The organism is Arthrobacter sp. 10N43 (assembly GCF_056394525.1).
Genome location: NZ_JBFTIA010000004.1, coordinates 224,862 through 248,625 on the forward strand (window position 1 = coordinate 224,862; position 23,764 = coordinate 248,625).

26 protein-coding genes and 1 pseudogene are annotated in these 23,764 nt (G+C 64.5%); 9 read left to right on the plus strand and 18 right to left on the minus strand.

What is annotated here, in order from left to right; translation table 11 throughout:
* Window positions 1-196 precede the first annotated feature (196 nt).
* From AC1DDO_RS09295 to AC1DDO_RS09330, 8 genes are all read left to right on the plus strand, one after another.
* Window positions 197-1,153, plus strand: coding sequence for a P1 family peptidase (locus tag AC1DDO_RS09295; protein WP_476866663.1), 957 nt, complete (start codon window positions 197-199; stop codon window positions 1,151-1,153).
* Window positions 1,154-1,341: 188 nt separating this feature from the next.
* Complete coding sequence (gene infA, locus AC1DDO_RS09300; protein ID WP_009358723.1) at window positions 1,342-1,563, plus strand: translation initiation factor IF-1; 222 nt, start codon at window positions 1,342-1,344, stop codon at window positions 1,561-1,563.
* Window positions 1,564-1,632: 69 nt separating this feature from the next.
* The gene (rpmJ, locus tag AC1DDO_RS09305; protein ID WP_009358722.1) at window positions 1,633-1,746 is read left to right on the plus strand and encodes a 50S ribosomal protein L36; all 114 of its coding nucleotides are present in this window, start codon (window positions 1,633-1,635) and stop codon (window positions 1,744-1,746) included.
* Window positions 1,747-1,919: 173 nt separating this feature from the next.
* Entirely contained in the window at window positions 1,920-2,294 is a 375-nt protein-coding gene (gene rpsM, locus AC1DDO_RS09310) for a 30S ribosomal protein S13 (protein ID WP_003803743.1), read from the plus strand.
* A gap of 52 nt (window positions 2,295-2,346) precedes the next feature.
* Entirely contained in the window at window positions 2,347-2,748 is a 402-nt protein-coding gene (rpsK, locus tag AC1DDO_RS09315) for a 30S ribosomal protein S11 (RefSeq protein ID WP_066436904.1), read from the plus strand.
* A gap of 133 nt (window positions 2,749-2,881) precedes the next feature.
* Window positions 2,882-3,892: a DNA-directed RNA polymerase subunit alpha gene (locus tag AC1DDO_RS09320; protein ID WP_018773683.1), complete on the plus strand. Its 1,011-nt coding sequence runs from the start codon at window positions 2,882-2,884 to the stop codon at window positions 3,890-3,892.
* A gap of 77 nt (window positions 3,893-3,969) precedes the next feature.
* Window positions 3,970-4,536, plus strand: coding sequence for a 50S ribosomal protein L17 (rplQ, locus tag AC1DDO_RS09325; RefSeq protein WP_476866662.1), 567 nt, complete (start codon window positions 3,970-3,972; stop codon window positions 4,534-4,536).
* Window positions 4,537-4,567: 31 nt separating this feature from the next.
* On the plus strand, window positions 4,568-5,458 hold the full coding sequence (locus AC1DDO_RS09330; RefSeq protein ID WP_476866661.1) for a tRNA pseudouridine synthase A: 891 nt from the start codon (window positions 4,568-4,570) through the stop codon (window positions 5,456-5,458).
* Window positions 5,459-5,591: 133 nt separating this feature from the next.
* On the opposite strand, the gene AC1DDO_RS09335 is transcribed toward AC1DDO_RS09330, so the two are convergent.
* Window positions 5,592-7,361, minus strand: coding sequence for a sensor histidine kinase (locus AC1DDO_RS09335; RefSeq protein WP_476971776.1), 1,770 nt, complete (start codon window positions 7,359-7,361; stop codon window positions 5,592-5,594).
* 179 nt (window positions 7,362-7,540) lie between these two features.
* On the opposite strand from AC1DDO_RS09335, the gene AC1DDO_RS09340 reads away from it, so the two are divergent.
* On the plus strand, window positions 7,541-8,302 hold the full coding sequence (locus AC1DDO_RS09340; protein ID WP_476866659.1) for a response regulator transcription factor: 762 nt from the start codon (window positions 7,541-7,543) through the stop codon (window positions 8,300-8,302).
* A gap of 55 nt (window positions 8,303-8,357) precedes the next feature.
* Here AC1DDO_RS09340 and AC1DDO_RS09345 read toward each other — a convergent pair whose 3' ends face one another.
* From AC1DDO_RS09345 to cpaB (AC1DDO_RS09425), 17 genes and pseudogenes are all read right to left on the minus strand, one after another.
* Window positions 8,358-8,873, minus strand: coding sequence for an Hpt domain-containing protein (locus AC1DDO_RS09345; RefSeq protein WP_476866658.1), 516 nt, complete (start codon window positions 8,871-8,873; stop codon window positions 8,358-8,360).
* 132 nt (window positions 8,874-9,005) lie between these two features.
* The gene (locus tag AC1DDO_RS09350; protein WP_476866657.1) at window positions 9,006-9,890 is read right to left on the minus strand and encodes a type II secretion system F family protein; all 885 of its coding nucleotides are present in this window, start codon (window positions 9,888-9,890) and stop codon (window positions 9,006-9,008) included.
* Window positions 9,891-9,897: 7 nt separating this feature from the next.
* Window positions 9,898-10,833: a type II secretion system F family protein gene (locus AC1DDO_RS09355; RefSeq protein ID WP_476866656.1), complete on the minus strand. Its 936-nt coding sequence runs from the start codon at window positions 10,831-10,833 to the stop codon at window positions 9,898-9,900.
* Window positions 10,834-10,840: 7 nt separating this feature from the next.
* Entirely contained in the window at window positions 10,841-12,394 is a 1,554-nt protein-coding gene (locus tag AC1DDO_RS09360; RefSeq protein ID WP_476866655.1) for a CpaF family protein, read from the minus strand.
* Window positions 12,395-13,585, minus strand: coding sequence for a CpaE/TadZ family protein (locus AC1DDO_RS09365; RefSeq protein WP_476866654.1), 1,191 nt, complete (start codon window positions 13,583-13,585; stop codon window positions 12,395-12,397).
* Window positions 13,582-14,346: a Flp pilus assembly protein CpaB gene (cpaB, locus tag AC1DDO_RS09370; protein ID WP_476971777.1), complete on the minus strand. Its 765-nt coding sequence runs from the start codon at window positions 14,344-14,346 to the stop codon at window positions 13,582-13,584. Before cpaB (AC1DDO_RS09370) ends, AC1DDO_RS09365 begins: the two co-directional genes overlap by 4 nt.
* Window positions 14,347-14,348: 2 nt before the next feature.
* Window positions 14,349-15,311: a pilus assembly protein TadG-related protein gene (locus AC1DDO_RS09375; RefSeq protein WP_476866652.1), complete on the minus strand. Its 963-nt coding sequence runs from the start codon at window positions 15,309-15,311 to the stop codon at window positions 14,349-14,351.
* A gap of 5 nt (window positions 15,312-15,316) precedes the next feature.
* Complete coding sequence (locus AC1DDO_RS09380; protein WP_476866651.1) at window positions 15,317-15,691, minus strand: TadE/TadG family type IV pilus assembly protein; 375 nt, start codon at window positions 15,689-15,691, stop codon at window positions 15,317-15,319.
* Window positions 15,692-15,762: 71 nt separating this feature from the next.
* Window positions 15,763-15,900 (minus strand): annotated as a pseudogene (locus AC1DDO_RS09385) (Flp family type IVb pilin); the annotation flags it as partial.
* A gap of 49 nt (window positions 15,901-15,949) precedes the next feature.
* Window positions 15,950-16,162 (minus strand): Flp family type IVb pilin, encoded by a 213-nt coding sequence (locus AC1DDO_RS09390; RefSeq protein ID WP_476866649.1) that lies wholly within the window; start codon window positions 16,160-16,162, stop codon window positions 15,950-15,952.
* A gap of 276 nt (window positions 16,163-16,438) precedes the next feature.
* Entirely contained in the window at window positions 16,439-17,839 is a 1,401-nt protein-coding gene (locus AC1DDO_RS09395; RefSeq protein WP_476866648.1) for a pilus assembly protein TadG-related protein, read from the minus strand.
* A gap of 53 nt (window positions 17,840-17,892) precedes the next feature.
* On the minus strand, window positions 17,893-18,348 hold the full coding sequence (locus tag AC1DDO_RS09400) for a TadE/TadG family type IV pilus assembly protein (protein ID WP_476866647.1): 456 nt from the start codon (window positions 18,346-18,348) through the stop codon (window positions 17,893-17,895).
* Between the two features lie 75 nt (window positions 18,349-18,423).
* Window positions 18,424-19,305, minus strand: a complete 882-nt coding sequence (locus tag AC1DDO_RS09405; protein ID WP_476866646.1) for a type II secretion system F family protein — start codon at window positions 19,303-19,305, stop codon at window positions 18,424-18,426.
* 12 nt (window positions 19,306-19,317) lie between these two features.
* Entirely contained in the window at window positions 19,318-20,262 is a 945-nt protein-coding gene (locus tag AC1DDO_RS09410; protein WP_476866645.1) for a type II secretion system F family protein, read from the minus strand.
* 5 nt (window positions 20,263-20,267) lie between these two features.
* A complete protein-coding gene (locus AC1DDO_RS09415; protein ID WP_476866644.1) occupies window positions 20,268-21,716 on the minus strand; it encodes a CpaF family protein in 1,449 nt (482 codons plus the stop codon).
* Window positions 21,713-22,906, minus strand: a complete 1,194-nt coding sequence (locus tag AC1DDO_RS09420; RefSeq protein WP_476866643.1) for a CpaE/TadZ family protein — start codon at window positions 22,904-22,906, stop codon at window positions 21,713-21,715. Before AC1DDO_RS09420 ends, AC1DDO_RS09415 begins: the two co-directional genes overlap by 4 nt.
* On the minus strand, window positions 22,903-23,631 hold the full coding sequence (gene cpaB, locus AC1DDO_RS09425; protein WP_476866642.1) for a Flp pilus assembly protein CpaB: 729 nt from the start codon (window positions 23,629-23,631) through the stop codon (window positions 22,903-22,905). The genes AC1DDO_RS09420 and cpaB (AC1DDO_RS09425) overlap by 4 nt, the downstream gene beginning before the upstream one ends.
* Window positions 23,632-23,764: the final 133 nt, after the last annotated feature.

The following is a 23,764-nucleotide window of genomic DNA, read 5'->3' on the forward strand; positions in this document are numbered from 1 at the left end:
GCAGGCGGATTGGTGGGGGTTCAGGGGTGGGGGTACAGGCAGGGGGTCCAGTCACACTTCACCACAGGCCAGAGGCGTGAAATCCCGCATCTGGGCCGTCCCGGAAATTGTTGCCGGAGGCTTCTGCGGCCGTTCACAGCAAGTTCGCCGAAGGATTCCATAACGTTTGTTTTGCGGGGGAGCGCACAATGGAGCCATGACAGCAACAGGGGCGATCACCGACGTCGCCGGGATCCGGGTAGGACACGTCCAGAAGACAGGCGACGGCTGGCTGAGCGGGGTGACGGTCATTCTTCCGCCGCCCGGCACGGTGGGCTCCGTCGACGTCCGCGGCGGCGGCCCCGCAACGCACGAGACGGACTCGCTGGATCCCACCACATTGTCCTCGAACGTGGACGCCGTAGTCCTGACCGGGGGGAGCGCCTACGGCCTGGCAACGGCGGGCGGGGCCATGCGCTGGTGCGAGGAGAACGGCCGAGGGTTCGCCGTCCCGGGCGGCCTCGTTCCGATCGTTCCCGCGGCCGCAATCTTCGACCTGGGCCGCGGCGGCGACTTCGCGGCCCGCCCCGGCGAGGAGATGGGCTACGCGGCCACAGTGGATGCCGCGTCCCGCCAGGAAGGGCACGACGTCGAACGCGGCAACGTCGGCGCCGGCACGGGAGCAGCAATCGGCCGTGGCACCTACAAAGGGGGAGTGGGCACAGCCTCCCTCACCCTGGACAATGGGGTCACAGTTGGCGCCATTGCAGTGGTCAACGCGCTGGGGCTACCTTTTGGCACATCGGGCGAGCCAGAAACAGGAGCGAGCACGCGGAGGGTTTCGGATTTGCCGCCCTTGAACACCACTCTGGTCGTCGTGGCGACTAATGCCGTCCTGGACACGTCCGACTGCAAGCGCACGGCCTCGGCCGCCCACGCCGGACTGGCCCGGGCCCTGAACCCCAGCCACACCCTTGCCGACGGAGACACCGTGTTCGCGCTGGCGACGGGCGCCGTCGCGCTTGACCGCAGCACCCCGACGGCCCGGCAGATAAGCCTCATTACGCTGCAGAGCGCAGCCGCCGACGTCGTCCGGCTGGCCATCCTCGACGGGATCGCACAGGCGGAGGCGGTGACGACGGCGGCGGGCACGCTAGGTGCGTACGGACGCTGAGTGCGCTACGATGGCTGGATTTAACTCTCGATTTAACAATCTCGCCGCAATGGCGTAGTGTTGTCTGTTGGTTGTCTGCCCCGTTGTGCCCTTTTGTGGTCGGGTGGCACCAACCAACCAATCAAAAACGTCCGCGGTCATGACCGGTGCAAACCGGGAGGCTGCGGCAACAACAGTTAGCGGAGGGTATGGCCAAGAAGGACGGGGTCATTGAGATCGAGGGCGTTGTGACCGAGGCGCTGCCTAACGCGATGTTTCGCGTTGAGCTCACCAACAAGCACATCGTTCTGGCACACATCTCTGGAAAGATGCGCCAGCACTACATCAGGATCCTCCCCGAGGACCGCGTAGTGGTGGAGCTGAGCCCTTACGACCTGACACGTGGTCGTATCGTCTACCGCTACAAGTAAACACTGGGCGGCCAGGGCAATAGCCAAGGGCCGGTCCAGCTGACCAACTGCAACACGCAAAGGAACGCCATGAAGGTCAAGCCGAGCGTCAAGCAGATCTGCGAAAAGTGCAAAGTGATCCGCCGTAATGGCCGGGTCATGGTGATCTGCGAGAACCCGCGCCACAAGCAGCGCCAGGGCTAATTTCCTTCACAGGAAATCCTGGGTTGCTAACCCACGCAAGTAAATAAAGGCAGCACAAGCTGAATTGGGACGTATGGGCCCGGACAGCTAACCCCTGGTCGGAGGCTGGGGCCGCACTGAAAGTGCGGGTGTACTGCCTACGACCTCCGGTTTATACAAGGAGTACTGCCAATATGGCTCGTCTCGCTGGCGTAGACATTCCCCGCGAAAAGCGGCTGGAAATTGCGCTTACTTACATCTACGGCGTGGGCAAGACCCGTGCACACGAAACCCTGGCTGCTACCGGCATCAGCGCTGACGTTCGGGTCAAGGACCTGACCGACGCACAGCTGGTTGAGCTGCGTGACTACATTGAAGGCAACTACAAGGTTGAGGGTGACCTTCGCCGCGAGGTAGCCGCTGACATCCGCCGCAAGGTTGAGATCGGCAGCTACGAAGGCCTGCGTCACCGCAAGGGCCTGCCCGTACGCGGACAGCGTACGAAGACCAACGCCCGTACCCGCAAGGGCCCGAAGCGTACCGTCGCCGGCAAGAAGAAGGCCCGTTAATCCCTGAGGGATTAACTCGGTTTTCCCCCGATAACTTTCTGTAGGAGAAAAAATGCCCCCGAAGACTCGTGGCGCGGTTCGCAAGCCGCGTAAGAAGGACAAGAAGAATATCGCGCTGGGCCAGGCGCACATCAAGAGCACCTTTAACAACACCATCGTGTCCATCACGGACCCGAGCGGTGCTGTCATCTCCTGGGCTTCGTCCGGTGAGGTTGGCTTCAAGGGCTCGCGTAAGTCCACCCCGTTCGCTGCCCAGATGGCCGCCGAAGCCGCCGCAAAGCGTGCACAGGAGCACGGCATGCGCAAGGTTGACGTGTTCGTCAAGGGACCGGGTTCCGGACGCGAAACCGCCATCCGTTCGCTGCAGGCCGCTGGCCTCGAGGTTGGCTCCATCCAGGACGTCACCCCCAGCGCCCACAACGGCTGCCGTCCGCCGAAGCGCCGCCGCGTCTAAGGCTTTCCAGCGCCCAGGAGCTTGCCCGGACCCTTAACGGTCCGGGCAGGCCCGGCCGCGTTAAGTCTTCAGACCGATCTTTCCACCACCTGTGTTGCGTCATATAGCGGATGCTCGCCGAAAGGAAACCTAAGTGCTCATTGCACAGCGCCCCACCCTCTCCGAAGAGGTCGTCTCCGAAAACCGCTCCCGGTTCATCATCGAACCGCTGGAGCCGGGCTTTGGTTACACCCTCGGAAACTCCCTCCGCCGTACCCTGCTCTCCTCCATCCCCGGTGCCTCTGTAACGAGCATCCGGATCGATGGCGTGCTGCATGAGTTCACCACGGTTCCGGGTGTCAAGGAAGATGTCACTGAGATCATCCTGAACATCAAGAACCTGTCGGTTTCCTCCGAGCACGACGAGCCGGTTGTTGCTTACCTGCGCAAGCAGGGCCCGGGAGTCGTCACCGCCGCGGACATCGCTCCGCCGGCCGGCGTCGAATTCCACAACCCGGATCTGCACATTGCCACGCTGAACTCGAAGGGCAAGTTCGAACTCGAACTGACCATCGAGCGCGGTCGCGGCTACGTTTCGGCAGCTCAGAACAAGTCCGGCGATTCCGAGATCGGCCGCATCCCGGTCGACTCGATCTACTCGCCGGTCCTGAAGGTTACTTTCCGCGTGGAAGCTACCCGTGTTGAGCAGCGCACTGACTTCGACAAGCTCATTGTCGACGTCGAGACCAAGCAGGCAATCGCCCCGCGCGACGCCGTTGCTTCGGCAGGTACCACCCTGGTGGAACTGTTCGGTCTGGCCCGCGAGCTGAACACCGCAGCTGAAGGTATCGAGATCGGTCCGTCGCCGACGGACGCTGCCCTGGCAGCGGACATGGCTCTGCCGATCGAGGATCTGGACCTGACGGTCCGTTCCTACAACTGCCTCAAGCGTGAGGGCATCCACACCGTGGGTGAACTCGTTGCCCGCTCCGAGGCTGACCTCATGGACATCCGCAACTTCGGCGCGAAGTCCATCGATGAGGTCAAGGCCAAGCTGGTCGAACTGGGCCTGTCCCTCAAGGACTCCCCTCCCGGTTTCGATCTTGCAGCACGTGCCGCAGCCATCGAAGAGGACGACGCCGCGTTCAGCGACGACGAGCTCTAACCAACAGATCTTGGCCGGCTGGCTGGATGCACCATGGTGTGCGCAGCCCAACGGCTTCCATATGAGGAGAAACTATTATGCCTACCCCCGCTAAGGGTCCGCGCCTCGGAGGCGGAGCGGCTCACGAGCGTCTTATGCTCGCGAACCTGTCCGCCGCACTTTTCGAGCACAAGCGGATCACCACCACGGTGACCAAGGCCAAGCGCCTGAAGCCGTACGCCGAGCGCCTGGTGACTTTCGCCAAGCGTGGCGACCTGGCTTCCCGCCGCCGTGTACTCGGCCTGATCAGCAACAAGGGCGTCGTCCACGAGCTGTTCACCGACATTGCACAGGCAGTGGAGAACCGCGATGGCGGCTACACCCGCATCACCAAGATCGGCAACCGCAAGGGCGACAACGCTCCCATGGCTGTCATCGAACTGGTTCTCGAGCCGGTTTCCGCGAAGCAGGCCGTTGTAGCCGAGGCTACCTCCGCTGCCAAGAAGGACGCAGAGAAGAAGGACGCCGCCAAGGCCGAAGCAGCTCCGGTTGCCGAGACCGAAGAGGCTCCCGAGGCTGAGGTCGTTGAGACTGAAGCCGTAGCAACCGAAGAGGCTCCGGCCGCTGAGGAAGCAGCCGTCGAGTCCGAGAAGGACGCGAAGTAATTCGCTAAAACCTTCTTATAGACTTAAGTCTATGAACGAGCTCAAACCCGCTGCCCCCGTCTTGGGGGGCGGCGGGTTTTTGCGTATCCGGATGGATGTGGCGTACGACGGCGGCCCCTTCAGCGGGTGGGCGGTGCAGCCTGAACTGCGCACGGTCCAGGGCGTCCTGGAGGAGGCCCTCGAACTGTTGATCCGCCGCCCCGTCCGGGTCACGGTGGCCGGCCGCACGGACGCCGGCGTGCACGCCCGCGGCCAGGTGGTCCACCTGGACCTGACCGAGGCGGAGTGGCTGGGCCTGAACCGGGGCGCTGAACTGGATCCCGCCGTCGCCCTGCTCCGCCGTATCCGCGGCGCCCTGAGCCGGGGCCTGGGGGACCTCAGCGGGGCGATCGAGGTGCACAGGGTGAGCGTGGCGCCCGTTGGGTTCGATGCCCGCTTCTCGGCCCTCTGGCGACGCTATTCGTACCGGATCGCGGACGGCCCCGCGCTGTGGGATCCGCTGGGCCGCGCGTTGACTCTCTGGCACAAGGTCCCGCTGGACGTCGGGCTCCTCAACGAGGGCGCCGCGCGGCTGCTGGGGCTCCAGGATTTCCGCTCGTACTGCAAGCCCCGCGAAGGCGCCACGACCATCCGTGAACTGCAGCGCTTCGAATTCGCGCGCGGCACCGACGGGGTCATCGTCGCAACCGTCCAGGCCGACGCGTTCTGCCACAACATGGTCCGGTCCCTGGTGGGCTCGGCGCTGTACGTCGGGGAGGGCGTGGAGGCCGCGGGCTGGCTCTACGACCGGCTGCTCGCCCGGCAGCGCGACGCCAAGTCCGTGCTGGCTGCCCCGCATCCGCTGGTGCTTGAGGAAGTGGCCTACCCAACGGACAGCGGCCTGCTGGCCCGCGCCGAACTGACCCGGGCACTGCGCGCCTAAGACCGCCGGTCTTCCCCAGTTTCGACGACACGAGACCGCTGGAAGGCGGCGGTTCGGAGCGACACGTCGGCCGGGGCTTCCGAAGGTGGGGAAACTCCGGCGCAGCCGGCAGCTGGTGACGGCGAACGTAACGCTAGGAGGCGGCCGGGTGCCCGTCGGCGGGAAGCTCAAGTGTGAACGTGCTGCCGTGTCCGGGCCGGGTGCGGCAGGAGATGGATCCGCCGTGCCGTTCCATGATGGCTTTGGTGATGGACAGTCCCAGGCCCGCGCCGGGAATGGAACCGTCGCGAACGGCCGGGCTGCGGAAGAAGCGGGTGAAGACGCGGTCGGCGTCGGCGGCTGTCATGCCCATCCCGGTGTCCTCGACGTGGAGGCGCACCAAGCCGTCGCCGGTAGTGGCGGAGACCCGCACCGATCCGCCGTCGGGTGAGTACTTGATCGCGTTTGAGACGAGGTTGTCCAGGGCCTGGCTGATCCGGAGCGGATCCACGTGCGCCCAGAGCGGGCCCCGCACTTCCATGGCGAGGGAGACGCGGGACGCCTGGGCGTGGGGCTGCGCCGAGCCGAGGCTCGCCTCCACCAGCCCGGCGAGGTCGGTCCTGCGGGGGTGGACATGGAGGGCGGCGCTGGCGGACATGAGCAGGTCCGACACCAGCGCCAGCAGCCGTTCCGCGTTGCGCTGCGCCACTTCGACGCGGCGCACCACCGGGCTGTCCAGGCCCTCCGTGTCGGCGAGCACCAGATCCAGGTTGCCAATGATCGAGGTCAGCGGCGTGCGGAACTCGTGGGAGACAGTGGAGACCACCTCGTCTTTCGCCGCGAGGGCGTCCACCAGGCCGGTGACCTCATTGAAGACCACCACAGCGCCTCGGAAGTCATCGGCGTCGTCCTTCAGGGGCCGGGCCCCCGTTGAGACGACCCGGCTGGCCGGCCCCTCGCCGAAGCAGACCAGGTAATCGGCGAAGGACTCGCCGCCCAGCGCCCGGCGGATAGGGCGGCGCTCCAGGGGCAGCGGCGTGTTTCTGTCCTGCCCGGTCAGCACGAGCCGGCCTTCTTCTTCCGGCACTGCGTCCAATGGCGACGCCGACGGCGGGTGCGCAGCCGCCGGCACGGCCACCGGCGCGGCCGCGGTGGGGTGGGGCGCGGAGGCCGCGGACTCCTCCAGCTGGGCCTGCCAGCTGTTGGTCAGCAGGCGGCGGCCGTCGGCGTCCACTGCCACGATCCCGACGTCGACGGTGTCAAGAATCGTATTCAGAAGCCGCTCACGCTCGCGGCTGTCCGCAAGCAGGACTTCCAGTTCGGCTTCCTTGGACTTGATCCGCCACTGCTCGTGCCGCAGCCGCGCTCGGGCGAAACGCATGGCCAGGGAGACCGCAAGCATCATCAACGGCACCAGCACGGCGTCGGCGATGCGGGCCGCAACCGGTGCACCCCGGTCCGCAAGGAGCCAGGGCGCGGCGGCCAGCAGCGGGACCGTGAAGCTGAGCCAAAGGCTCGCGGGTGCGGACAGGCTGGACGCCGAAATCCACACCACGGGCAGCACAGAGAGCACACCGGGATCCGGCAGGCCAGCCGAACTGCCGTCACGAAGGAGCCCGATCGCGACCAGGTCCAGGACGGGGATGGCGAGCGGCGCCAACCGCCCGAGGCGCTGCCAGGGAACGGCGACGCAGGCCACCAGGAGCGCGGCCTGCAGGCTCAGTGCATACCGACACAAGGTGCTGTCCGTAAGTCCGGGCCAGGCGGCGGGGGCAGCGAATACGACGGAGGCCATCATCACTGCCAGCGGCAACTGGCACACAAGGACCCGGGCGCGCGGCCCCAGGGCCTTGCCGTATCGATCCACACCGCGGATCAGCCGCTGTCTAAGCAAAGACGCCGCGCTCCCTTCCCGTTGACCCATTTTTACACCTTGTGTCACGCAAAATTGACACAAATCGAAGTTTTACCATTTGTCTTAGCTGGCAGCGCAGAATTTGCCCCGTAGGGTGGGTATTCTGACAATGCCGGCTGGGGCCGACGGGATCAGTGTTGCCGCCGCATCCGCGGGCGGCAACGTAGCGTGCCACGTGAGGGGGGGCCATGACCGACCTTGGAGTCGCCGTCGTCGTAGAAGACGACGAGGATGTTCGGAACCTTGTCGAAGCCGTATTGAGCCAGGCGGGTTTCGAAGTTCATTCCGCGGCCGGCGGCCGGGAAGGCGTCGACGTCGTCAGGGCGCAAGAGGCGAACGTGGTCACCCTGGATGTCGGGCTGCCCGATATCGACGGTTTCGAGGTGCTGCGCCGGATCCGGCAGTTCAGCGACGCATATGTGGTCATGTTGACGGCGCGCACCGATGAACTCGACACCTTGACGGCATTTCACACCGGAGCCGATGACTTCCTGGCGAAGCCTTTCCGGCCCCGCGAATTGCGCGCCCGCGTGGGCGCCATGATGCGCCGGCCCCGGTACGACATCCGGGCCGGGCAGGCATCCAATCCTGAGGCTCCCGCCGCCGTGGAAGCGACCCTCAGTCCCGTGCTGCGCCACAACGGGCTGGACCTGAACCCCGAGACGCGGACCGTAAGCGTCGACGGCGTGGCTGTCAGCCTGACGCGCAGCGAGTTCGACCTCCTGCAGGCCCTCCTCAAAGGCGCCGGTGCCGTTCGGTCCAAAACCGAACTGGTGCGGGTGGTCCGCGGCGATTACTACCGGGCGGATGCCTTCATCAGCGAATCCGACGAACGCGCCGTCGAGGTGCATATCGGCAACCTTCGGAGGAAACTCGGCGAGGACCCGGTGGAACCGCGCTGGCTGCAGACCGTCCGCGGCGTGGGCTACCGGTTGGCGCCGCAGCGGTAGCACGCCCGCTCTCGGGCGTGCGGGCGGCCTGACGGGGCCGGTGGTCCGGGTGGAGCTAGCTGTCCCACAGGACATAGCTGAACTGGAGCTCGTCGACCGTTTCGTCGCCGCGCTCGGCAACGTCGCGCAAGAGCACCAGGGCATGGCCCATGTCGCCGGCCCTGAGGGCAGTCTCCAGTTCGCCGGCGAGCTGGGCCAGGCGCAAGCCGCCGACCATTTCGGAGGATGTCTTCAGGCTCAGTACCGCGTCCATGGACCGTGCAAGGTCCCCGTTCTCGAGGGCTGAGGCCAGCGTTTGGTAGCGCTGGTCCCACATCTTGGTGTAATCCCTGGCAAATCCCTTAGCCACGGCCGGGCTGTCGAGTTGGGCACCCAGGTCCTGGAGCGCGGCCGGATCCACAAGCGGTGGCGCCGTCGGAAGGGCTGTGGGGTCCACCGTGGGGTCCGCGAACGGAGTGGGCGCAGCAACACTGGCCGCCGGCAGGACAGTCTCCGGCTGTCCGGGAGTGTCCGTGTGAGCGAGGACGACGCTCGCATTGCTCTCGTCGGGGCTGGCACTGGGTAGAGGCATGGGACCACGCTACTTGCTGATATGGCCGATGCCTTGCAGCCCGGCCTATCCTGCGGAAACCCTGAGGCTTTCCGAAGGGGAACCAGCCACGCCCGCTATTGCCAGCCATGGACTCGGCTGTGATGCCGGCCGCTACTGGCCGCTGAACGTGTCTATTGCGTTGATGACAGCCGGGCCCAGGATGGCGATGAAAAGCACAGGAAAGATGAAAAACAACAAGGGGAACAAGATGGTGACGGGCAGCTTCATGGCCTTCTCCTCGGCCCGCTGCCGGCGTTTGACCCGCATGACCTTTGCCTGCACCCGCAGCACCCGGCTGATGGCGATGCCGTAGGCGTCGGCCTGGACCACCGCCTGGACGAAGCTGCGCAGCTCAGGCACGTTGGTCCGTTCCGCCAGCGCAATATACGACTCGCGCCGGCTGCGACCCACCTGCATGTCCTGCAGGGTCCGGATCAGTTCGTCTGCAAGCGGGCCCTTGCCGTTTTCGCCCGCCCGGGCCATGGCCCCCTCGAAGCCCAGGCCGGCTTCCACGGAGATGAGCATCTGGTCCAGAGTGTTGGCCAGTTCCAGCTGCATCGTCTTCTGGCGCTCCTGCCCCTTGCTGTAGAGCAGGAGGTCAGGGATGAAGTACCCCAGCAGGAACACAAAAATACCCACGAGCTTGAGGATCGGCGTCGGGCCGTTGGCGCTGATCCAGAAGCCCAGGAGCGCGCCCACCAGACCAAGGAGCGGCTTTGTCGCGAGCACCCTGCCCAGCGGCAGCGAGGCGGGGCGCCCGGCGAGGGACAGCAGCTTGTCCAGCCTGCGGATGTACGCCTTGGGCGTCAGCCGGCGCCCGACCGCTTCCAACAGGCCACTGCGCGCCCGCTGGGTGAGTTCGGCGGGGCCGGTGCCCAGGGCGAGCAGCTCCCGGAGGGCGCGCTGTGATTTGCGGTCGACGGAGAGCAGGGACCACACAAGATAGCCGAGCGGCAAGGCCACCAGGAGCATGGCAAGGAGAACAGCAGGTGCCATGGCTGCCTCAGAACTTCAGGTCGATGATCTTGCGCATCCACAGACCACCAATGGTCATCAGGATGACGGAGGCGACGATCATGACCCAGCCCAGCAGGTGCGTGAACATGACGTTCATATAGCCGGGGTTGACCAGCATCAGCATCACGACAATTCCGATCGGCATGGCCATGAGGATGTAGGCGGAGAACTTGCCCTCGGCAGCGAGGGACTTGATGTGTCCTTTGATCTCGCTGCGCTCGCGGATGGTCTCGTTGACCTGGTCCAGGACTTCGGCCAGGTTCCCGCCTACCTCGCGGTTGATCTGGATGGCCTGGGCGATCCAGACAAAGTCCTCGTTCCGCATCCGGCCTGCGGTGTCGCTAAGGGAAGCCAGCAGGTCGCGGCCCAGGCTGGTCTCGGTAACCACCCGGCGCATCTCCTCCGACGTCGGGCTTTGCGATTCGGTGGCTGCGGCGTCGATGGCGCGCAGGATGCTGTGCCCGGCCCGGAGCCCGCCGGAGAGCAGTTGCAGGGTGTCGCCGAGCTGCTGGTCGAACTTGCTCCGGCGCTTGCCGGTCAGGTAGCCGATCACGAGGTGCCCCACCACCGGTGCCAGGAGTACCAGCAGGATCGCCAGCAAAGGTCCAGCGACGACGAAACCCGCGAGGCCCCCGGCAAAGGCACCGGCCAGGAGCAGGACGTAGAAATCGGCCTGGCCCAGGCGCAGGCCGGCCTGTTCCAGCGACTCACGGCTGAAGAGCCGGACCTTGCGGGCCGAGAAGAATCCGTCCACCAGGTGCACGGCCGAGCCGGCGAACCGAGTGAGCTGCGAGTCTGGCTGGCGCTGGACTGGCCTGCGCCGGTCCAGGGGGACGTTCACCCCGCCAGGGGCGAGCAGCACGATCCCCAGGACCACCACTGCAATGAAGAGCAGGCCGACGCCGATGGACAGCAGGGTCATAGACGGATCACGCCCTTCCGGCCGACATCAGCGGCGCGGCAAACACCGCGGGGGAGACATGGATGCCCAGGTCCTCGAAACGGTCGATGAAGCGCGGGCGGATGCCGGTCGGGACCGGCCGGCCGAGGAACCGGCCGTGGGCATCGACGCCGGCCGCGTAGTCAAACACGAAGGCGTCCTGGAGCGTCACAATGTCTCCCTCCATGCCCTGGACCTCGGTCACGTGGGTGATGCGCCGGGTTCCGTCCCGCAGCCGGGAGATCTGGATGATCAGGTTGACGGCCGAGGCGATCTGTTCCCGGATGGCGCGCAGCGGCAGGTCCATCCCGGCCATGAGCACCAGCGTCTCCAGGCGGGCCACGGCATCGCGCGGCGAGTTGGAGTGAACGGTGGAGAGCGAACCGTCATGGCCGGTGTTCATCGCCTGGAGCATGTCCAGCGACTCCCCGCCGCGGACCTCGCCCACCACGATCCGGTCCGGCCGCATACGCAGCGAATTGCGGAGCAGCTCGCGGATGGTGACCTCGCCCTTGCCCTCGGTGTTCGGCGGCCGGCTTTCCAGCCGCACCACGTGCTCCTGCTGGATCTGGAGTTCGACGGCGTCCTCGATCGTCACGATCCGCTCGTCGTGGGGCAGGAAGGAGGACAGGACGTTGAGCAGCGTCGTCTTGCCGGTGCCCGTGCCGCCGGAGACGATGATGTTGAGTTTGGCCTTCACACAGGCATTGAGCAGTTCCGCCATTTCCGGGGTCAGCGTGCCGAACTCGATGAGGTTCCGGACCGTCAGGGGCACCTTGCTGAACTTTCTGATGGTCAGTGACGAACCGCCGACGGCGAGTGGCGGGATGACGGCGTTGACGCGGGACCCATCCTCGAGGCGGGCGTCCACCAGGGGCGAGGACTCGTCGATCCGCCGGCCCACCTTGGAAACGATGCGCTCGATCACCTTCCGGAGGTGGTCCTCGGAGCTGAAACGCGACTCCGTCAGGGTCAATTTCCCGTGGCGTTCCACGTAGATCTGGTCCATCCGGTTGACCATGACCTCCGTGACGGCGGGATCGTCGAGGAAGCGCTGCAGGGGCCCGTAGCCCAGTACGTCGTCGGCCACGTCGCGGACCAGCCGGGAGCGCTCTTCGACGGACAAGGGGACCTGTTCGGCGTCGATGATGCGGGTCAGTTCCTCCCGCGCGGACGTGCGGAGGTCCTCTTCCTTGGTTGCCGAATCGTTGAAACGGGTTCCCAGGCGTTCGAACAATGCGGTGGCTGCGCGCTCTTTGAGGGCCGCGAAGGCATCCACGGGCTGCTGGCCCCGGGCTCGGGCTTCGTGGGGCTCCGTGAAACCCGGCAGGGGTGTGGGGCTGCTCTTTTCGAGCACGACGGCGGCCGGCAGCGCCGCCGTCGTCCCGCTTCCCCGGATGGGGGAGCCGGGCAGCGGTGCGGCGTGCAGGGTGGATGCGTGCAGGGTGGATGCGTGCTGGGTGGATCCGTGCTGGGCGGATCCGGCGAGGGTGGCGCCGCCGGGTGTTCCCTCGGCGGAGCGGAGCCGTTCGGAGAGTTTCACCTAGACCACCACCCGCCGGTGGAGTTTCCTTTGGGCAGTGGCGCGCCAGGCGGGATCAAACCGGTTGACGAGCTGTTTCAGTCCCTTGATGGCCGGGTCCTTGCGCCCGTCCTGGAGCACCGGAATTCCGCGGTTGGTGGAGATGGCGACTGCCTTGGACCGGGGAATGCTGACGTCCACGGGCGCCCCGATGGTCGCCTCGACGTCCTGGACGCTCAGCCCGGACTTGGAGTCGGCCATGTTCAGGACCACGTGGCGGGTCTCGGGCAGCAGGTCCAGCCGCCGGAGGATTTCCAGGCCGGAGCGCAGCCCGCGGATGCTGGGCACGTCCATGGCGGTTACCCAGACGGCGTCCGTGCATTGCTCCAGGGCGGCGAGCCCGATCTCCGGGAGCCCGGGCGCCGTGTCGACCACGACGTACTGGAACTGTTCGGCCAGTTGATCGAGCAGCCGGGTGACCTGCTGCGGTGTGATGTCGTCAGCCTCCTCGGGCGTCCTGGGGGCGCAGAGGGCGTAGATGTTCCCGGGGTGGACGGTGAGGAAGGCTTTGAGCACGAGGGAATCGTGGCTGGCCGAGGTCGAGACGGCGTCTGTTACGGTGTGCTCCGGGTTCAGGTACAGGCCCGAGGCGACGTCCCCGAACTGCAGGTCAAGGTCCACGATCACCACGCCCATGGGCGCGACTTTGCCGAGCCCGATCGCTATGTTGGTGGCAATCGTCGTCTTGCCGACACCGCCCTTGGGGGAGAAGACTCCGATCACCAGTCCCTTGGCGCTGTCCGGCTGGCTGGCGGCCGAGGTCCGGTTGCGGGTGGCGAACGACTGGCAGGCCCGCTCGAGCAGCACCCGGATCTGGGCGGGGTCCGCCGCCGGGCTGAGGATGTCGCGGATGCCGGCCCGCATGGCCAGCAGGACGAAGTCCGGCTCAGCCTCGCCAACCAGGATGACGCTCAGTTCGGGAAGCTGGACGTCGAAGACCGTCGCCAGGCGCAGGGCGTCCTCCACCGGGACATCCGGTCCCAGGATCAGGACTTCGGGCCGTTCCTGGTTGAGGTTCGCGAAGAGCTCCGCCGGGTTCGCGGGATTGACGAATGCGAAGGTCTGCAGGCCGCCCGGGAGGCCCCCGGCCAGTGCCTGGCGGACGCGGGCATCGAAGTCCGTGTTCGGGGAAATCAGGACAAAGCGGCTCACTTGTACACCTCTGGTCTCGTCATGATTCCGGGCCGGCCGCTGTCCTTGGCGTTGAGCGGTTCCTTGCTCAGCCAGATCTTGGCGAATTCGGCAGCGTAGACAATCTTGGTGGCATCCACATCGTTGACGGCGACTGTCAGCAATAGCGACCCGGTTGGCAGCGACGTGTCCTCAGCCGTGGCGGCAGCGCCGGCCGTTGGTTGCGGAGACGGTTCGGTCGAAGGCGCCCGCTGCACCGAGGTCACGAGGACCTTGTGAATTGTCAGCTGAGTGGTTTGTTTGTCCGGTTTGGCTTCGAGCCCTTCTTTATCAAGGTTGATGAAGACCCCGACGTGGTCGCCGGCGGCGATCCGTCCGCCCACGACGCGCTGCGGTTCCAGCTGGAAGGACACCTCCTGGAGCCCCACCGGGATGTCCACCGATCCGCTGGTTTTCAGTTCTTCGGGGGCGATCAGGCGCTCCGCGACGAGCTGTTCGCCGGGGAGCAGGTCGACGGCGGTGACCTTGTCGGCCAGCCCGTCCAGGTTCTTCAGTGCGGTCTTGGCGACGGCCGTGCCCGGAAGTTTTTCGGTGGCGAGGAAGGGCTGGAGGGTCTCCACGGACGTGCCGGCGGGTATGGCTTTAGACACCACGAGAACGTCCTGGGGATCCAGGCCCTGCACGGCCCGTGCGTCGGCTCCTTGCGCGTAGCTGACCACCAGGACGGCTCCGACGACGGCCAGCACCAGGGCCGCGATTCCTGCCAATAAGCGTGACTTCACTGTTAGGGCACTCCAATGGTTAGGCGGACAATTGAGGTCCCGTAGTCCGGTGCTGCGCCGAGTTCGAAGGCGTCGGACAGAGAAACGTATCGGACGAAATAGCCCTTGATGGTCTTGTTCTTGAGCGTTCCGCTCAATGACCAGCTGTAATTGGAAAACCGGTAGCCAGTGACATGGAAGGCGGCAAATCCCTTCACGTAGTACTTGCCGCTGGAGCCGTTACCGGTGGCCACGTCGTACAGCGGGAAAAGTACTGTTTGGTCATTCATCTTGCTCATGTCCGCAGCCGTGCACTCGCTTGGTGCGCTCGCGCCCGTGTTGCTGGTGAACCATGCGCCAGCACTGTTTGCCTGTCCGGCGGTCAGGGTGACTCCGCATTTTGCATCGCTATCGGAAATCCAGCCGAAGCCACCCGGGATCTCGCCACAGCCGCCAGAATCCATGTCAAGGACCTGTTCGGCGCCGGCCAGCGAGCCTGGCGTCAGGTTGAGTTTGCATTGGGCAATCGCCAGAGGCAGAAGGATCGTACCCGTGGACGGCGTCCCCCACTCCACCCGGGACGTGGCTGTTACTTCCGCGCTTGAAAAACCCAGGGCACGGGCGAAGAAGAGGGAAACCCTGTTGGGCGTCTTACCTGCTTCCTGGGCCCCCACCGTGACTTTCACCGTGCGGGCGGTTTTGTCCAGGACGAGGTCAGCGATGTTGCTCGCGCCGTCGCCGGCGTTGCCGTTGGCGAGGCTTCGGGCGAGTGTGGAAGTGGTGGAGCAGTCGGCGTCGTTGATGTCGCGGGCACATTTCTGGGCAATGGCAATGGCCGCGGCATCGGCCCCGTTACGCAACTGGGTCCGTTCTGCATAGAGGACCCCCGTGTCGACGGCGAGGGCTGCGAAACCCAAGAGGACCACCACTAGGATCGCGACCAGCACGCTGACCGCGCCGCGCTCGCCGTTTCTATCCGCGCTCACCTTGCCTAGCCGCCGCATACCATCACTCCCTTGCCTTGCATCGGGAAGGGCCCGGCTATGCCTGTCATCGTGGAGAGGGTGTAGGTGATCGTAAAAGTCACTTGCACTCCGGTGGAACACGTGGCTGGACTGACGGTGATATTGGCGTCCGTCAAGGTGGGCTTCAGAGCCGTGGCCACGTTCTTAGCCGCAGTACGCGCGGCCGCGGTGTCGTTGCCAATTGCCATCACGCGGACGCCCTCGCGGGCTGCGCTGGAGAGCGAAATCTGCACGTTGTAGGCACGGCCAAATTCCATGATGCCCAGCAGCAGCATGACAAGAACCGGAGCCAGGAGTGCGAACTCCACGGCGACGGCCCCCCGTTCTTTTGTCGTGGACATAGGGGCGCCTTTCTACCTGTGGCTTGCCGGAGATGGCCGTGTGGTGGCGGCTCAGAGCCGAACGTGTCATGCAAGGTGCCTCCGAGGAGCGTGACGGCCGCGATGATCACGACCGCTATCAACGAGACCATGATCCCGTATTCGACGGCGGTAGCGCCGCGCTGGTCGCGGCAAAGACGGGCAGCGATGTTACTGAAGAACGAACTCATGAATGCCTCCTGAACGGACTTGCTAGCGGAGAAGTACCTTGGCGGGGTGCTACGCGCAAGTCGACGTAGCTGCTGTCCAGGTCTTACCCGAGACTTGGCACTGCACCTGGCTGAACGTGTTCTTCATCGTGGTGCCGAGGAGAGTCACGGCGACGATGATGACGACCGCGATGAGGGAGACCATGATGCCGTACTCGACGGCGGTGGCGCCGCGCTGATCTCGGCGAAGGCGGGCTGCGAAGCTGGAGAAAATAGAACGCATTGGTGACTCCTGAGCGAGTTGGGAGGCTGGCCCTGCACCAGCACTGAGAGGAACTTAGCAACGGACGACACGCCGACGATTCGCCTTTGACGCATCCTGTGCTAAGGCTTCCCAAACTGCACGTTTCCTGTACATTCCCTGCGCTCATCTTGCGCTTGAAATGCAACATTGCTGTCGCCGGGCCCAAGGAAGGACCCCCTTGGCTCTGGTCCAAGGGGGTCCGGTTTCTGGGGCACGAGCCGCGGTTGGCGGCTTCCTGCGCGGCTGATCGAAGGGTCAGCCGGGAATACGTATCAGCCGGGAGTTCGAGCTGATCGCATTGATCGCTGAGACAAATATCGGACCGAGGTCCGCTCCGTTTGACGCGCAGAAGAAGTAATCCCCGTCGGAGTTCTCCGCCGCCGCGAGAGCCGGCGTTGAACAATCGTTGCTGGCAGTGCTTGGGACCCCTGTGGATTTTTCGGAGGCAGCGGCAGCGAGGACGTCGCGCACATACGCTGAACCGCTGCCGCCGCATCGGGCTGACGTTGCTGCGTTGTACGCGACAGTGACGATCAGGATGTTCCGCGCCTTTGCGTCGGCTGCAACGGCTTTCAGATTGTTGCAGGCAATCACCGGGTCTGAGTTCTTGACGTCGGCAGGATCACTCACCGAGGTGGTTCCTCCGGTGCCCGTCTCGTTTGGTTGACCATCCGTCTCCAGGACAATGGCCTTGCGGGGTGTTCCTGAGCGGGCCGGCAGGCTCCCCAGGTTGTTGGCATCCATGCCAAGCAGATACCGGGCCGCGGCCTTCATGGGCGAGGCCAAATACGTGCCGCTGCCCGAGTGCGCCAGGCATTGCACACCCTTGACGAGTGCGCTGCTGTTGTTGAGCGCAGGCGGTGTGCCTGTGGTGGTGTAGTCATTGGAGAACGGGACGGGAATCCAAGGGCCACTCGTGGCCGAGCCCGAAGGGTTGGTGACGCAGCCGCTGGTGGGGCTGCTCCGGCCGATAGTTCCCAGAGCTACGTACTGCTGGTCCTTGGTCATGGTCTTGAGCGTGGTCTGAATGGCGGTTTTCATACTGGAAAGGTCAGTGTCGCTCATACTGCCGGTCCGGTCGGCCACCAGTGCGACGTCCATGGGGTTCGGTGTCTGGGAGCCGCAGGAGCCCTTGCAGGCATCTGACGCCAGCGAGCCGGTGTTGCCGCTATTGATCCCGATCACGGGCGCGAAGCTGAATGCTACGTCCTTATCGTCGGTCACTGTGATCGAATTACAGGCGATACTACCCCCTGGGATACAGGGGATTGCGCAGATGGTTTCGTTGCATCTGGCGCCGGCGATTGTTCCGGGATTGCAGACGCTCGGAATCTGGCTGGTGACCACAGTCCTGCCCGTACCTGTTGACGCCACCACGCACCAGAAGGTGACCGTGGGTGCCGCTTCCGGGTCGTTGGCCCGGGCGAATGATGCCGCTGCGTTGCGGGCAGCCACCGGGTCGCCGGGGAGGTATGACGCGCCAGCCAGCGCGGCGGCGTCCAGGGCGTTGCTCAGGTGCTGGCGCTCATAGACCAACTTGCCGACGTCGAGCGCCATCGCAAGGGCTCCGAAGAGCACAGGAACCATCAAGGCGAAAATGACGGTCGCCGCCCCGCGCTGCCGGAGTGCTTTGCTGCGCTTGTTCTTGCGGTTCACTGGCTCCTGGTTGCTACGGACGCGACGTTGCCGCTTAAGGAACGATCCTGATGTCAAGGCGTGCATGATCCTCCGGTCCAACGCTGTGCACCCGAGGCCACGGCGGCCGGGCTTTCCATTTTCATGACGGCTTTTGCTTCGAAAACGCCCCCGAGCGCCCACGAATAGAAACCGGTCAGGGACGACTGGGGGTAGCGCAGGCACACGACCATGAGCCCCGGGGCCCCTGCTGACGTGTCGACGGCAAATCTGACTTGGAGCTGGCTGGTGTCCAGCGAACCTCCGGCGCGGTTGGCGGAGGCAATGACGTCACCCTGAGTCACCCCCTGCCTGGCGCTCTCGCGGGCCGCTCCCTGCAGACTGACGCTTTGCCCGAAGGCCATCCCAAAGTCGATTACGCCAAGCAGCATGGACACGAGCAAGGGAAGCACCAAAGCAAATTCAACAGCCGTGGCACCGCGCTCCCGGCCATCCCGAACCGTTCGACGTCCCGTCCTGGACCTAAACATCTGTTGCTCCTTCAATCTTGGGATTCCTGCCCACTCCGGCGAGGTGAGGGATGAATTGCGTGCCGACTAGATGCGTTACCGGCCCGAAAAGGTGGCGATTGCGTTGATAACAGCGGGACCAAGGATGACGATAAACAGCGGTGGAAAGATAAAGAGAAGCAACGGAAAAACCACGGCGACCGGAAGCTTCATTGCTTTTTCCTCTGCCCGAAGACGTCTCTTGATTCGCATCTGGTCTGCCTGGGGTTTTAGGACCCGGGCCACTGAAAGGCCCTGCACATCGGCCTGGATGACAGCACCTACGAAACTCTTCAAATCCCTCACCGTGGACCGGGCGGCCATGGCCTTGTAAGCCTCACGGCGGGTACGGCCGGCCTGGATGTCCTGCAGCGTGCGTACCATCTCTTCCGCCAGCGGACCCTTTCCACTCGTGCCCACGCGAGCCATGGCAGTTTCAAAACCGAGGCCGGCCTCGACTGAGATGAGCAACTGGTCAAGGACATTGGGCAGATCCAGTTGCAACCTCGCCTGGCGTTTTGTTCCGCTGTTGTAGATCAGCAGGTCAGGGAGGAAGTAGCAGGCTGCCGTAAAACAAACTGACAGCAGAGCTGCCTGAGGACTCTTTGTTCCGCCGAAAAGAAGCGCCAGGACAACCCCGCCAAGGGCCGCCAGAGCTTTCAGGCTCAAGAGGCGGTCCAACGGCATTGAGGCCGGCCGTCCGGCGTTCCCGAGCATCCGGTCCAGACGGGACACATAGGACGTCGGCGTGAGCCTGCGTGCAAGACGGACCAGCCAGTGCGGTCCGGCAGACGAGACATCCGCTTGCGGGGCCGAAGCGGCAGCCAGCCTCGATTGGATCAAACGGCCGGAAGCTCTGTCGACGCCGATCAGGGACCAAGCGAAGTACGTCAAAGGAAGGATGATAGTGGCGATCAGCAGCCAGACTGTGGTGTTCATGTCCTCAGCTCCTCAGAATTCGATCTTGACCATGCGGCTGATCCAGAAGGACCCGATGGCCATCATGACCACGCTGGCTGTGATGAGGACCCAGCCCAGCGCCGTGGTTGTCAGGACCGACATGTATCCCGGATTGACGAGATTGATGAATAGTGCGACGAAGAACGGCAGCGCAATCAGGATGTATGCCGAGAACTTTCCTTCTGCCGCCAATGCACGGACCTGGCCCTTGATCTGAGCCCTTTCGCGCACGGTCTCTGCAACGTGGTCGAGAACCCCGGCCAAATCGCCGCCAACCTCTCGGTTGATCTCAATCGCTTGGCTGAGCCACTGGAAGTCCTCGCAGCGCATCCTATGACCCACCTCGGCCATAGACTCCGACACGGGTCGGCCAACTCTTTCCTCATTGACGATCCTGGCGAGTTCCTCGCCCATCGGAGCCGGCATCTCGACGCTGGCCGTGTGCATGCTCTGGGCGATGCTGTGGCCTGCGCGCAGGCTGCCAGAGAGGGACATAAGCATGTCGCTGAGCTGCTCGTCGAATTCGGCTCGCCGGCGCCCGGTCTTGAAGGAGAGCAGCGCCCTCGCGCCCACCGGACCAATGGCCGCGAACACGACGGCGAGAAGCCAGCCCTGTAGCACGTAGCCCACCAGGCCCAGAACGAAGGAAGCAACCAAGATCAGGACGACGAATTCGGAGGGCCGGACTTTCAGTCCCGCCCCGCCGAGTGCGTCGCGGCCAAAGGGGCCGCCACTTCCTTGTCCGACTCGACGCTCAACGACCGCGACGGTGACGCCGCTCAGCTTCGAAATCATGGAGGAGTTGGACTCCGCCTGAGGCCTTCTCCGGTCGACATGGATGTCGGTGTACCGGGGCCTGAACGCAACGAAAAGGGCGAGAGACACGGCGAGCAGAATGAGAACGGTTCCGGCCAGCAACGCCGAATCATGAGTCATGGTGCTCACCATCCCGATTTGGGGGAAGCAGGGACGAAGATTTCGCCGGGAACGCTGATTCCCAGGTCGGCGAACCGTTCGACGAAGCGTGGGCGGACACCAGTGGGAATGGGCTTGCCGATGAATCGACCATCCTGGTCAACGCCCGCCGCGTAGTCGAAGACGAAAGCATCCTGTAGCGTCACGACGTCGCCCTCCATGCCGAGGACTTCGGTGATGTGGGTGACTCTTCGGGTGCCGTCCTTCAGCCTGCTCAACTGGACGATCAGATGGACTGCGCTGGCGATTTGTTCACGGATGGCCCTTAGCGGAAGATCCATGCCTGCCATGAGGACCAGGGTCTCCATGCGGGCTATGGCGTCCCGGGGCGAGTTTGAATGCACCGTGGAGATGGATCCGTCATGGCCGGTGTTCATGGCCTGGAGCATGTCCAGGGCTTCCCCGCCCCGGACTTCGCCCACCACGATCCTGTCCGGCCGCATACGGAGAGAATTTCGCACGAGGTCGCGGATGCCAACGGCGCCGCGGCCTTCGATGTTTTCCGGCCGGCTTTCCAAACGGACCACGTGCTCCTGCTGCAGTTGCAGTTCCACGGCGTCTTCAATGGTGACGATGCGTTCATCGTCCGGTATGAACGAGGAAAGAACGTTGAGCAGTGTGGTTTTTCCAGTGCCGGTACCGCCCGAGACGATGATGTTCAGGCGTGCCTGGACGCAGGCGTGGAGCAGCTGCGCCATGGCCGGTGAGAGAGAGTCGAACCTGATCAGGTCCTCGACGGTCAGCGGTACGGCGGAGAACTTTCGGATAGTCAACGACGGGCCGTCCACCGCGAGGGGCGGGATGACGGCGTTGACTCGCGAACCGTCCTGGAGCCGCGCGTCTACCAACGGCGAGGACTCGTCGATACGGCGCCCCACCCGGGAAACGATCCTCTCGATGACCCTGCGCAGGTGGGAATCCGAACTGAATGTTGTGCCGGTCAAGTGCAGCCGGCCGCCGCGCTCCACATAGATTCTGTTGGCGCCGTTGACCATGATTTCGGACACCAGCGGGTCGTCCAGGAGCCGCTGTAGCGGCCCAAGGCCCAGGACTTCGTCCACGATCTCCCGGATAAGGCGCCGCCTTTCTTCCGGCGTCAGGGGGACCTGCTCGTCATCGATGAAGGAGCCAAGGGCCTCGCGCACCATGCGCCGCACGTCGCCTTCGTCGAGGCTGCTGTCAGTGATGCGATTGCCAAGACGGGCTGTCAGTTCTTCGGCCGCGCGCTTCTTGATCCCTGCCAGGGCGTCCGAGGAGGCGGCTTGAGGTGCCACGGCCAGGGTCCCCAGCAGATTTTTGCCGGCGGGTTCGGCCGCCGGGACAACGGAAACCGGGGCGGTGCCGGGCGTGTGATCCGGCTGGGTGGGGCCGTCCGTGGCCATCCGGACGACTTCAAGTCGGTCTACGAGACTCATGGCATTTCGCCCCTTCGGTTCAGGTGCTTATTGGCGGCGGAGGACGAATTTGGCCCCAAGAGCGCGATTAGGCTTTTCAACCCTTTCAAGGCCGGATCCCGGCGGTTGTCCTGGATCAGCGGGACGCCGGCATTCGTTGAAAACGGCAATGTGCGGGACCACGGCAGGATGATGTCCACCGGCAGACCAACCGTGGCTTCCACATCCTGGACAGTTAGTCCGCTGCGCTTGTCGGCGAAGTTGAGGACAATCGTGTTCGACGGGGGCATGAGGTCCAGTTGTCGCAGCACGTCCAGTCCGTGGTTGAGGCCCCGGATGCTGGGAATGTCCATTCCGCAAACCCAGACGCCGTCGGTGGCCAGTTCCAGGACGGCCAAGACCTCTTCCCCGAGACCTGGCGATGTATCCAAAATGACGAACGGGAACTCCAATGACAGCTGGTTGATCAAAGTTGTCACGTGCGCCGGCTTGATGAGGTCGGCATCTGCCGGACGACGCGGCGCACACATGGCGTATGCCCCGGACGGATGCCGGCTGAGGAACGCCTTCAGCACCATGGCGTCACTTGAGGCGGCACCCGAAACTGCATCATTGATGGTGTACTGCGGCTCCAGGCCCAGCCCCGAGGCCACATCTCCGAATTGAAGGTCGAGATCGACAATCACAGCGCCCATCGGTGCCAGTTTGGCCAAACCAACAGCCAAATTAGTGGCAACGGTGGTCTTCCCCACCCCGCCCTTCGGGGACATCACGGAGATCACCCGCCCGCGGACCCGATTCTGGCTGGCATCATCGGATACAACCTGCTTGCGGCTCCTGGACGTTTCCGCAGCGTATTCCAATGCCTCACGCAGGAGTCGGGCCTCCGTGTCCGGCGGCAGGACATCGCGGATGCCGGAACGCATGGCGGCCAGAGTGAGTTCGGGTGTCACGACTGCTGCCAGCACGAGCACTACATCCGGGAAAGCGTGCTCCAGGCCTGCCGCCAAGGCGAGCATCTGCTCGGTCCGGACGTCGGGGCCCAATACCATCACATCGATGGGCCCGCCCAGATTTTGGGCCATCAGATGGCCCGGGCTGCCGCCCGCGGCTTCGGAGGCAAGGACCTGGATCTCGTGCGCGTCTCCCAGAGCTGCCGCGAGATGCTGCTCGAACTCAGGGGTCGACGTCAGGACTAGGAAGCGGCTCATTGGAAGATCCCGCTGGTGGTGACGGCTGTGCGTTGGCTTGCGGGTGTCTTCGCCGTCTGTTTGGTCAGCCAGATATTGCCCACACGGGCACTGAGAATGATTTTGGCGGAGTCAGTGGAATTGCGGGCCAGGGTCACAAACGAGGAACCGGTGGGAACAGCAGATGTTCCATCCGCCGTGTTTCCATTGCTGGGCGGCGCCTGCTGGATTGCAGTCACCAGAACCTTGTCGAAGACCAGTTGGGTGCTCATGACTTGCGGAGCCGCAGGATCTCCCTGGGTGACGTAGAGTCCCACGAGGTCTCCGGCACGGAGCGTGCCGCCGACCACACTTTCCGGGGGCAGCAGAATGGTGACTTCCTGCATGCCGGCGGGGACCTCCACTGCACCCGGGGTAACCCGTTGGGACGGGTCCACCAGCCGGCTTGCCAGCAGCTGTTCCCCCGGTTCCAGGGCGACGGCCGTGACCTGACCCGTGAATCCGTCCAGCGAGGACAGAGCGCCGTCGGCCTTGGCCGCATCCGGAATGGACCGGAGCCGGACGTGCAAACGGAGGTCTTCCACAGCGGTACCGGCAGGAACCGCTGAATCGATCACGACGACGTCGACGGGCTGGAGGGATTCCTGTGCCCGGCGGTCTGCATTCGACACGTAATTTACCAACATCAGGGTGCCGGCGATCGCCAGGACGAGCGCAGCCAGCCCAGCGATTAAACGAGATTTCATGACTAATTCCTCACCTCTTGGAAAACCTCAAGATTGCTTGAGCGCACATTAGAGCGTCAGCGTGGGCGCGGCTTGCCGCTGCCGAAACACTCCTGCCGGCTGCCCGGTGTTTCGGACAGCCGGCAGGAGAGCG

Coding starts and splice junctions, on each gene's coding strand:
- AC1DDO_RS09295 (WP_476866663.1), top strand. CDS start 197: ATGACAGCAACAGGGGCGATCACCGACGTCGCCGGGATCCGGGTAGGA.
- infA (WP_009358723.1), top strand. CDS start 1,342: ATGGCCAAGAAGGACGGGGTCATTGAGATCGAGGGCGTTGTGACCGAG.
- rpmJ (WP_009358722.1), top strand. CDS start 1,633: ATGAAGGTCAAGCCGAGCGTCAAGCAGATCTGCGAAAAGTGCAAAGTG.
- rpsM (WP_003803743.1), top strand. CDS start 1,920: ATGGCTCGTCTCGCTGGCGTAGACATTCCCCGCGAAAAGCGGCTGGAA.
- rpsK (WP_066436904.1), top strand. CDS start 2,347: ATGCCCCCGAAGACTCGTGGCGCGGTTCGCAAGCCGCGTAAGAAGGAC.
- rplQ (WP_476866662.1), top strand. CDS start 3,970: ATGCCTACCCCCGCTAAGGGTCCGCGCCTCGGAGGCGGAGCGGCTCAC.
- AC1DDO_RS09330 (WP_476866661.1), top strand. CDS start 4,568: ATGAACGAGCTCAAACCCGCTGCCCCCGTCTTGGGGGGCGGCGGGTTT.
- AC1DDO_RS09335 (WP_476971776.1), bottom strand. CDS start 7,361: ATGGGTCAACGGGAAGGGAGCGCGGCGTCTTTGCTTAGACAGCGGCTG.
- AC1DDO_RS09340 (WP_476866659.1), top strand. CDS start 7,541: ATGACCGACCTTGGAGTCGCCGTCGTCGTAGAAGACGACGAGGATGTT.
- AC1DDO_RS09345 (WP_476866658.1), bottom strand. CDS start 8,873: ATGCCTCTACCCAGTGCCAGCCCCGACGAGAGCAATGCGAGCGTCGTC.
- AC1DDO_RS09350 (WP_476866657.1), bottom strand. CDS start 9,890: ATGGCACCTGCTGTTCTCCTTGCCATGCTCCTGGTGGCCTTGCCGCTC.
- AC1DDO_RS09355 (WP_476866656.1), bottom strand. CDS start 10,833: ATGACCCTGCTGTCCATCGGCGTCGGCCTGCTCTTCATTGCAGTGGTG.
- AC1DDO_RS09380 (WP_476866651.1), bottom strand. CDS start 15,691: ATGTCCACGACAAAAGAACGGGGGGCCGTCGCCGTGGAGTTCGCACTC.
- AC1DDO_RS09390 (WP_476866649.1), bottom strand. CDS start 16,162: ATGCGTTCTATTTTCTCCAGCTTCGCAGCCCGCCTTCGCCGAGATCAG.
- AC1DDO_RS09400 (WP_476866647.1), bottom strand. CDS start 18,348: ATGTTTAGGTCCAGGACGGGACGTCGAACGGTTCGGGATGGCCGGGAG.
- AC1DDO_RS09405 (WP_476866646.1), bottom strand. CDS start 19,305: ATGAACACCACAGTCTGGCTGCTGATCGCCACTATCATCCTTCCTTTG.
- AC1DDO_RS09410 (WP_476866645.1), bottom strand. CDS start 20,262: ATGACTCATGATTCGGCGTTGCTGGCCGGAACCGTTCTCATTCTGCTC.
- AC1DDO_RS09415 (WP_476866644.1), bottom strand. CDS start 21,716: ATGAGTCTCGTAGACCGACTTGAAGTCGTCCGGATGGCCACGGACGGC.
- AC1DDO_RS09420 (WP_476866643.1), bottom strand. CDS start 22,906: ATGAGCCGCTTCCTAGTCCTGACGTCGACCCCTGAGTTCGAGCAGCAT.
- cpaB (WP_476866642.1), bottom strand. CDS start 23,631: ATGAAATCTCGTTTAATCGCTGGGCTGGCTGCGCTCGTCCTGGCGATC.